The sequence below is a fragment of the Pseudanabaena cinerea FACHB-1277 genome (assembly GCF_014696345.1).
Taxonomy (GTDB): Bacteria; Cyanobacteriota; Cyanobacteriia; order Pseudanabaenales; family Pseudanabaenaceae; genus Pseudanabaena; species Pseudanabaena cinerea.
In genome coordinates this window covers 38,750-46,457 of record NZ_JACJPY010000033.1, presented here as the reverse complement: position 1 = coordinate 46,457, position 7,708 = coordinate 38,750, and the positions used below count along the sequence as shown (strand labels likewise).

The window sequence follows — 7,708 nt, the reverse complement described above, 5'->3', positions numbered from 1 at the left end:
GCTTGATCGTCTAACAGTTCAGTTAGGGGAAACTTGATCATGTTTATGTCTGTTGTTGCGTCAAAACTTTTTTCCTATTTTACCATTTCACCTATTTACCCACATGAGCGAATTGATTATGTTGAAATCCCTCAAAATAGAAAATTTTCGCTGCTTCCCATCCTTTGAGATGAGACAACTAGGAAGGTTAAATCTCATTGTTGGTACTAATAACAGTGGTAAAACTTCCATTTTAGAAGCACTTTAATTACTTCTTGATGCACCTTTTACTTTTGACTTTGAAGTACTAGGAGAAATAATCACTGGTAGAAGTGAGTATGTTATGAATGAAGAATACCAAGACAAAAATTTGGTGATTCGTCATCTTTTTTATAACCATCAAATTCAAATTGATAGTAAATTTACAATCAGTGGTAAAAGTTTTAGTGATAATCAAACAGAATTAATTATTGATATCAAGAATAGAAAGGCACAACATACAGATCAAGAATTGATATTGCTATGTGTTAAACGTCTGATAGATTTTATGGAAATTGAAACCTCAGTCAAACTTTCCTCAGAAGGAATGCTATCTCTCAAGACATTGCAAGACACGGTTAATAGTCTAGTAAATCATAGCAAGTCAAATCTTCAGTTTGTAAACTCATCATCACTAACTACTGAACAAGCGCTTAATTTATTTGAAGATAAGGTACTTACGCCAGAAGAAGATCTTGTTATTCAGGCTTTACAGATTATTGAACCTCAAATAAAACGAATTGCGCCTCTTATTGGCAAGAATTCATATAAAGGTACACGCGGTAGTTTTATTGTCCAAACACCCGAAAATCAACGTATACCAATTGGTAGCATGGGCGATGGAATGTGGCGAATGCTAGGACTTGCTTTAGCGATCGTCAATGCAAAAGATGGAGTTTTGTTAGTTGATGAAATTGATACAGGACTGCATTTTACCGTGATGTCTGATATGTGGAAAATGCTCTGGGAAACAGCAAAGCGTCTTAATGTACAGATTTTTGCAACTACCCATAGCAATGATTGCTGGCAGAGTTTGGCGGATATTGCCAATGCAGAAAATCCTAGCGAAGATGGAATTACGATTCATCGAGTAGAAAAAGGAAAACCGCACAGCATTGTCTTTACTGAGCGACAAATTGCGATCGCGGCGGAACGTCATATTGAGGTTCGGTAAATCATGAACGATAAAGTATTGCTTGTTGAAGGTAAGGACGATAAGTTTGTAATTGCAGAACTGATGAAATCGCATGGGTTAAATTTCATTGTTGCAAAAGATATTGACTGGATTAAACCTTCAAATGGTTACGAAAATTTGGCAAAAGAAGAAGTAATTGCGACAGAATTATTAGCTTCTGGACTAACTACACTGGGTATCATTATTGATGCCGATGAACATCCTAATAATCGTTGGACGAGCATCAGAAATGTTTGCTTACCAAGCATTCCTGATTTGCCAAAAGATCTGCCAGAGAATGGATTAATTTGGAATGCACCTAATGATATTCAATTTGGGATTTGGATGATGCCTGACAACAAGATGCGTGGGATGTTAGAGACTTTTTTAGCTGACATTATTCCTGAAGAAAATCAAGTTTTATGGGAGTTTGCGAAAGAGTCGGTGCAGGAAGCAAAGATTAGAGGGGCAAAAGTTACACCAAATCACATTGACAAAGCAAATATTTACACTTGGTTAGCTTGGCAAGAACCATCAGGACTACAAATCTCAACAGCAGTCAAGAAGAGAACTATTTTTGATAGAACACATCCTAATGCTCAGAAATTTGTGACTTGGTTTAAGGAATTGTATGAGTTGTGAGTCAAAGTAACCGCAGGTTCTATTTTTGACCAACTTTGTCTGTAATAAGTAGATCAGCATATTAAATCCTAAAACCAGAGATTGTTCCGCCCGCGTAGCGGGCGGAACAATCTCTTCGGTTTTGAGTTTATTTATGCCTAGCTACTTACAATCTGCTCGATCTAATAGATGCTAAGCGGGTTGGGCTAGAAATGGATGCAAGACATTGGCAAACTGACCGTAAAGGTTGTGCCTTGACCAACCTTGCTATCGGCTTTGATTTTACCCTGATGGCTCTCGGCGATCGCTTGAGCAATGGCAAGACCCAACCCTGAGCCACTGGTAGCAGGATTAGCAGATTTCGATTTGGAACTTGGTTTGGAATTTTTTGATGATTGATAGCGATAGAAACGCTCAAAAATTTGCGATAGTTCTGTTTCAGGAATGCCAATGCCTGTATCATGCACTTGGATCTGGACTTGATTTTGACTGGTTAGGGGCTGTGTAGCGACTTGTACCTTGCCACCTGTGGGGGTATAGGCGATCGCATTGCTGACGAGATTAGTAAATAAACGACCGAGACGATCACGATCGCCCACTACCGATAAGTCTGATGAAGGGAGCATCAATTCCAAATCTATCTGTTTTTGTTGGGCGATCGCCGCCTGTTCTTCCATCACCTCACTCAGGATCTGCGATAGATTGCAAATGTCTTGGCGATGATTATTACTGCCGCCATCATGTCTTGCTAAAAATAATAAATCTTCAATCAATCTTCCCAAGCGGCGCGTAATCCGTTCAATGGTTTCCAATTGCGATCGCGGAATTGCTGGATCTGGATCGGCAAGGGCAACCTGCACATTAGTTTGAATTACGGCAATGGGATTGCGTAACTCGTGGGAAGCATCGGCGGTAAACTGCTTGAGCCGTTGATAGGATTCGCGTACAGGCTCCATCGCAATCCCTGCTAACCACCAACCACACAGCAGCACCACAAACACCATTAGCGTTGTGCCGATCGCCAAGTCCAAAAACAACTGCTTAATGGGCTTAGTGACCTCAAACCAAGGATGGCGAATGCGTAAATAGCCCAATAACTTGCCATTGATCACTATGGGTTCTGTCATCTGACGCAATGGTTCTATTTCTGCTAGATGCACTGTCCGATAAACGGGTTGCAAAATCCCCTTTTCCCTTGGTTGCAATGATTCCACATTACTATTGGTTGTCCAGAGAATTTCGCCACTAGGTGCAAACCAATCAATGTCAATGTGATCGGCATCAATTGCTTGGGCATTTGCGGAGAAATTATGGCTAAAGTCAGATTCTAAATCGATCAAATTAGAACGAATTAGCGATCGCTCGATTACTTCTGCCACATGGTCGATGGTGTCATCAATGCGATCGATTAAAGTGGTCTGCACATAAAGATAGAATCCTGTGGCAAACACGATCAACAAAATCGCTGTCACGATCGCATACCACAAAGCCAGACGGCGGCGCATGGATTGAAATACAGAATTAGCGGCAGTATTCATATAGGAAGGCTCAATCAATCGGCAAATTCTTCCAAAATTGTCAATAGGCGATGCTGGCAACTATTGGGAATCAAATCACTTAAGGAAATCTCACGCTTGCCGCCGCCAATGGCGATTTTAGTTTCTGTGAGAACTTTGCTAACATCCCTTTCCGTGATGCCATCGATGAGCATAGGATAAAACTTTTCCGCAAGGGGGCGGTGTAAATGGGCATCATTGAGATATAAATGCCATTTGGCAATATCTATATACACATCCTCAGCGATCGCGGCGGCTAATTGTTCAATATGTTCTGATGTACTCATCTCAGTCTCACCTAATCTCCAATCAACTTTTACTAACTTTATGGACATCATGGCACAAATAGAAACCCATTACCAATGGATGGATCGGGCGATCGCCTTGGCAAAGATGGCAGGTGAGGCGGGCGAAATTCCTGTTGGGGCGTTGATTGTCAAAAATGGTGAAGCGATCGCCACCGCCACAAACCGCAAAGAGAGCGATCGTGACCCCACTGCCCATGCCGAAATACTGGCGATCCGATGGGCAGCCCTTACTCTGCAAGATTGGCATCTCACAGGTTGCACGCTATATGTCACCCTAGAGCCTTGCCCGATGTGTGCAGGGGCGATTGTGCAGGCGCGTTTGAGTACCCTTGTCTATGGCGCTGACGATCCCAAAACAGGCTCCATTCGCACAGTGGCAAATCTGCCCGACAGCCCCGTTTCCTTTCACAAACTAGAGGCGATCGCAGGGATTAGAGAACAGGAATGTCAGGAATTATTACAAGCATGGTTCCAAAAAATACGCTAGAAGTGAGTGGCGGCGCTTTGCATCACCACTCGTTTCCTGGGGTTTACAGTCAGCACCAAGCGCTGTAACTATGGATAGAACGTGAGCCTAGGCAATGCCAAAGACTCTTGCCAACCCATCATGATATTCATACATTGCACCGCCTGTGATGCTTGCCCCTTCATCAAATTGTCGATCGCTGACACCACAATTACTCTGCCTGTCCGACTATCGACCTCCACCCCCAGATAGCAAAGATTTGTCCCCAAAGCCCATTTGGTCTGAGGGAATGTGTTTTTCGGTAATACCTGTACCCATTCAGAATTGCGATAAAAGGATTTATAAATAGTGAGGAGATCCTCTTTAACCAAGCCGGGATCGCGTAACTTGGCATAGACCGTTGAGAGAATGCCGCGAATCATCGGAATTAGGTGCGGCGTGAACTGGACTAAAACCTCCTGTCCTGCCAAGTCGCTGCAAATCTGCTCAATTTCAGGCGTGTGTCGATGGCTAGCAATGCCATAGGCTGCTAAGGAGCCATCGGCCTCCGCTAATAGCAAATTGGTTTTGGGTTGACGACCGCCGCCCGATGTGCCAGATTTGGCATCAATAATGATCGTGCTGGGTTCGATCAATCCTTGCTTGAGCAATGGTTGCAGTGCTAACAAACTGGCGGTGGGGTAACAGCCTGCACAGCCGACTAAATCCGCACCTGCAATGCGATCGCGATAAATTTCGGGTAGACCATATACTGCCTTGCTATTCACCTCGGCATCGGCACGGGATTCTTTGTACCAAGATTCGTAAGTTTGCAAATCAGTAAAGCGGTAGTCGGCAGATAGATCAAGAACTTTGCAGCCTTTGGCAAGTAGCTTTGGTGCGATTTTGCTGGCAAGTCCGTTGGGCAAGGAGAGAAATACAATCTTGGCGCGATCGGCGATCGCTTCGGGTTCAAGGTTTTCGATGGGAAGATTGACGGCATGGGCAACATGGGGATAGAGATCGGCAAAATTTTGTCCTACGGAACCACTGCCGCCCATATAGGTAATATTCACCATCGGATGCTCTAGCAATAGTCGGACTAGTTGGATGCCACCATAACCTGATGCTCCAACAATACCAACGGGGACGCGCTCCTGTGGACTCATAGACTTACTCCAGCAAAAAAATCGGGTTCTTGATACATCGCGTATTACGCAAACAAAAGGCGATGTTTGGCAAATAAACTTAGCATAAGCTGACCATTTAAAATCAACTGCAATAGTTTTAACAATATGTCCATGCCCGACCTCGAAGAATTAATAGCCACAGCTAGGTTAGAAACTAACAAGGGCAATTTGCCTAGCTATATTCCTTTGCTTGCTAATGTCGATCCGCAGGCGATCGCGATCGCCATTAGTTCTCCCAGTCACGCCATGCAAATAGCTGGAGCGCATCACCTCACCTTCCCGTTGATGAGCGCGGTTAAACCATTTTTATTGTTATATCTATTAGAACTATTAGGCAGCGATCGCCTATTGCAATTGGTTGACCGCCAAGCCTCACCCTTACCCTTTAATACAATTCCCATCGGCAAGCCCCCTAATCCGATGCTCAACTGTGGGGCGATCGCCCTTTGTTCGCTTTTAGATCGCGCTCAAGATCTGCAAGCTTGGCTCAATCAACAATCAGGGGCAAATTTGAGCATTGATCAAGCAATGCTGGATTCAGTGCGATCGGTATCCCATCGCCGCAATTTAGAAATTACGGCTCAATTACACAAATCTGGAATCATCGATCATCCCGATCATGCCCTTGCTGTCTATGAAGAAATTTGCTGTCTGCGCGGCGATGTCAAGGATTTAGCAAAAATTGGTAGTTTGCTGATTGCGTCTCAAGTTCCGAATATTGCTACAGTTCTAGAAATTATGATCGATTGCGGAATGTATGAAACTTCGGCAGCATTTGCTCAAGAAATGGGATTACCTGCCAAGTCTAGTATCAGTGGCGCAATATTAGCGATCGCGCCTCAACGCATGGCGATCGCCTGTTATAGTCCAGCCCTTGATCCTGTTGGTCATTCTGTGGCGGGAATGTATTTGTTGAGACAGGTTCTCAAGGTTTGAGGTTTGTTACTGCGGCAGGTGATATGGATAAAATGCTCAAAGGAATCTGATTTATTATGCTTGTTCTTCTAATTTGCCGCGATCGCCATTGCCCCGATCGCCATTGTCTGGTAGCCCTCAAAAGTCATAGAAAATCATAGCAAGCAAGTACGTTATAGCAAGTATGAGCAGAGCATAGCGCCACCCATACTTGCCTATTTAATTGCGTAAACGCAACCTTGGCACTTGTCTAGTGGCGAGATCACTTTCTTCGATGATCGTCTTTACCTTTGGATGTGCCAAAATCACTTTGACATCGTTAATCAATTGATCACCCCAAAGATTTTCTACTAGGTGAGGAATTTTGCCATAACGGGGATCGATCTTCATCGCCTCCACACCTAGTTGGATCGCTTTAGCCTGATCCCCTTTACGGTAAAAGGCGGTAGCAAGGGCAAGGGTTGGCTCGGCTGCCAGAAATTCAATTTTCTCGGCCTGTTTGAGCGATTCCTGCCACTTAGCGATCGCCTGCTCAATATTGCCACGCTCATACTCCACCAGTCCGATGTTATTGGTAGCAGCCCAAAACTTATTGTCTAGGGTCAGCACATCCTTATAAATGGTGACAGCCTCGTTGTAGCGCTTGGTCAGAAAATAGGCATTACCCAAATCAAACATCGCTGTCGCGGCTTTTGGTTCTAGTACCAATCCCTGCTTGAGCGTACTAATTGCTTCAGGATAGCTTTTGTTACGCAGATAGGCTGCCCCAAGACTAAACAAAATTGTTGGCTCATCTTTTTTGAGCTTGTGGGCTAGGCTTAATGAGGCGATCGCCTCACTGTACTGCTCCTTGCGAAGATAGATACTGCCAAGGATGCCCTGAGTTTGAAAAGCTTTAGGTGCTAGCTGCGCCGCTAGGCGAGCGCGGGGCAGTGCCAGATCGTATTGTTCAAATTGAGCTAGTTGGGCGGCTTCCCTTGCCAATCCAAGAGCTTGTTCTTCGAGATTGCCAAAGTTAATCTTGGTAGTTTGGTGCAGCAGGGCTTGGGCGTTTAGTGGAGATGCCCCAACGCCAACAGCAGCCAGAACAGTTAGCAACCAAACTCGATAACGCATTTGATAACGCACGGGTATAACTCTTACCAATCATTTTTATATTTCCAATCATAGCGTTATTTTTTGGCAATGCTCACTGTCCTAATCGGCTTTTCGCGAAAATCAGTTTTTTGCGTCTCAATGGTTGCTAAAATGTCTTTACAATTTTGTCTAACTCTTTTGATTCTTCAACCTCATTTAAGAAAACCACTATGGACTTTTTAACCAACACGCTCTCTGGCATCAACTTTCAGCTAATTTTCCAATTAACTTGCCTAGCATTGATCGTCATTTCTGGCCCTGTAATTATCTTTTTGCTATCTGCTAATAACGGCGATTTGTAGATTTAATAAAAAAGGGGTAGTGCAAAGTACTGCCCCTTTAAA

At 44.0% G+C, this 7,708-nt stretch carries 8 protein-coding genes and 1 pseudogene; 5 read left to right on the top strand and 4 right to left on the bottom strand.

The window, feature by feature from the left end; genetic code table 11:
• Positions 1–118: 118 nt before the first annotated feature.
• Positions 119–1,192, top strand: a pseudogene (locus H6F44_RS11785) (AAA family ATPase).
• Between the two features lie 3 nt (positions 1,193–1,195).
• Entirely contained in the window at positions 1,196–1,834 is a 639-nt protein-coding gene (locus tag H6F44_RS11780) for a DUF3226 domain-containing protein (RefSeq protein ID WP_190351155.1), read from the top strand.
• A gap of 185 nt (positions 1,835–2,019) precedes the next feature.
• On the opposite strand, the gene H6F44_RS11775 is transcribed toward H6F44_RS11780, so the two are convergent.
• Positions 2,020–3,351 carry a sensor histidine kinase gene (locus H6F44_RS11775; RefSeq protein ID WP_190351154.1) on the bottom strand — a complete coding sequence of 444 codons (1,332 nt, stop codon included), beginning with the start codon at positions 3,349–3,351 and terminating at the stop codon, positions 2,020–2,022.
• 14 nt (positions 3,352–3,365) lie between these two features.
• Complete coding sequence (locus H6F44_RS11770; RefSeq protein WP_190351153.1) at positions 3,366–3,656, bottom strand: DUF3181 family protein; 291 nt, start codon at positions 3,654–3,656, stop codon at positions 3,366–3,368.
• A gap of 40 nt (positions 3,657–3,696) precedes the next feature.
• Between H6F44_RS11770 and tadA the strand changes: the two genes are divergently transcribed.
• Positions 3,697–4,164 (top strand): tRNA adenosine(34) deaminase TadA, encoded by a 468-nt coding sequence (gene tadA, locus H6F44_RS11765; RefSeq protein ID WP_199302097.1) that lies wholly within the window; start codon positions 3,697–3,699, stop codon positions 4,162–4,164.
• 68 nt (positions 4,165–4,232) lie between these two features.
• On the opposite strand, the gene argC is transcribed toward tadA, so the two are convergent.
• Positions 4,233–5,291, bottom strand: a complete 1,059-nt coding sequence (gene argC, locus H6F44_RS11760; protein ID WP_190351151.1) for an N-acetyl-gamma-glutamyl-phosphate reductase — start codon at positions 5,289–5,291, stop codon at positions 4,233–4,235.
• A gap of 132 nt (positions 5,292–5,423) precedes the next feature.
• Here argC and H6F44_RS11755 point away from each other — a divergent pair, with 132 nt between their 5' ends.
• Positions 5,424–6,248 (top strand): glutaminase, encoded by an 825-nt coding sequence (locus tag H6F44_RS11755; RefSeq protein WP_206754457.1) that lies wholly within the window; start codon positions 5,424–5,426, stop codon positions 6,246–6,248.
• Between the two features lie 198 nt (positions 6,249–6,446).
• On the opposite strand, the gene H6F44_RS11750 is transcribed toward H6F44_RS11755, so the two are convergent.
• On the bottom strand, positions 6,447–7,355 hold the full coding sequence (locus H6F44_RS11750) for a tetratricopeptide repeat protein (protein WP_322096211.1): 909 nt from the start codon (positions 7,353–7,355) through the stop codon (positions 6,447–6,449).
• A 179-nt stretch (positions 7,356–7,534) separates the two neighbouring features.
• On the opposite strand from H6F44_RS11750, the gene psb30 reads away from it, so the two are divergent.
• Positions 7,535–7,666 carry a photosystem II reaction center protein Ycf12/Psb30 gene (gene psb30, locus H6F44_RS11745; protein ID WP_190351149.1) on the top strand — a complete coding sequence of 44 codons (132 nt, stop codon included), beginning with the start codon at positions 7,535–7,537 and terminating at the stop codon, positions 7,664–7,666.
• Positions 7,667–7,708 lie beyond the last annotated feature (42 nt).

What these genes read in the sequence shown, in the direction of transcription:
- psb30 (WP_190351149.1), top strand. Translation starts at nt 7,535, where the DNA reads ATGGACTTTTTAACCAACACGCTCTCTGGCATCAACTTTCAGCTAATT.
- H6F44_RS11780 (WP_190351155.1), top strand. Translation starts at nt 1,196, where the DNA reads ATGAACGATAAAGTATTGCTTGTTGAAGGTAAGGACGATAAGTTTGTA.
- H6F44_RS11755 (WP_206754457.1), top strand. Translation starts at nt 5,424, where the DNA reads ATGCCCGACCTCGAAGAATTAATAGCCACAGCTAGGTTAGAAACTAAC.
- argC (WP_190351151.1), bottom strand. Translation starts at nt 5,291, where the DNA reads ATGAGTCCACAGGAGCGCGTCCCCGTTGGTATTGTTGGAGCATCAGGT.
- H6F44_RS11770 (WP_190351153.1), bottom strand. Translation starts at nt 3,656, where the DNA reads ATGAGTACATCAGAACATATTGAACAATTAGCCGCCGCGATCGCTGAG.
- tadA (WP_199302097.1), top strand. Translation starts at nt 3,697, where the DNA reads ATGGACATCATGGCACAAATAGAAACCCATTACCAATGGATGGATCGG.
- H6F44_RS11775 (WP_190351154.1), bottom strand. Translation starts at nt 3,351, where the DNA reads ATGAATACTGCCGCTAATTCTGTATTTCAATCCATGCGCCGCCGTCTG.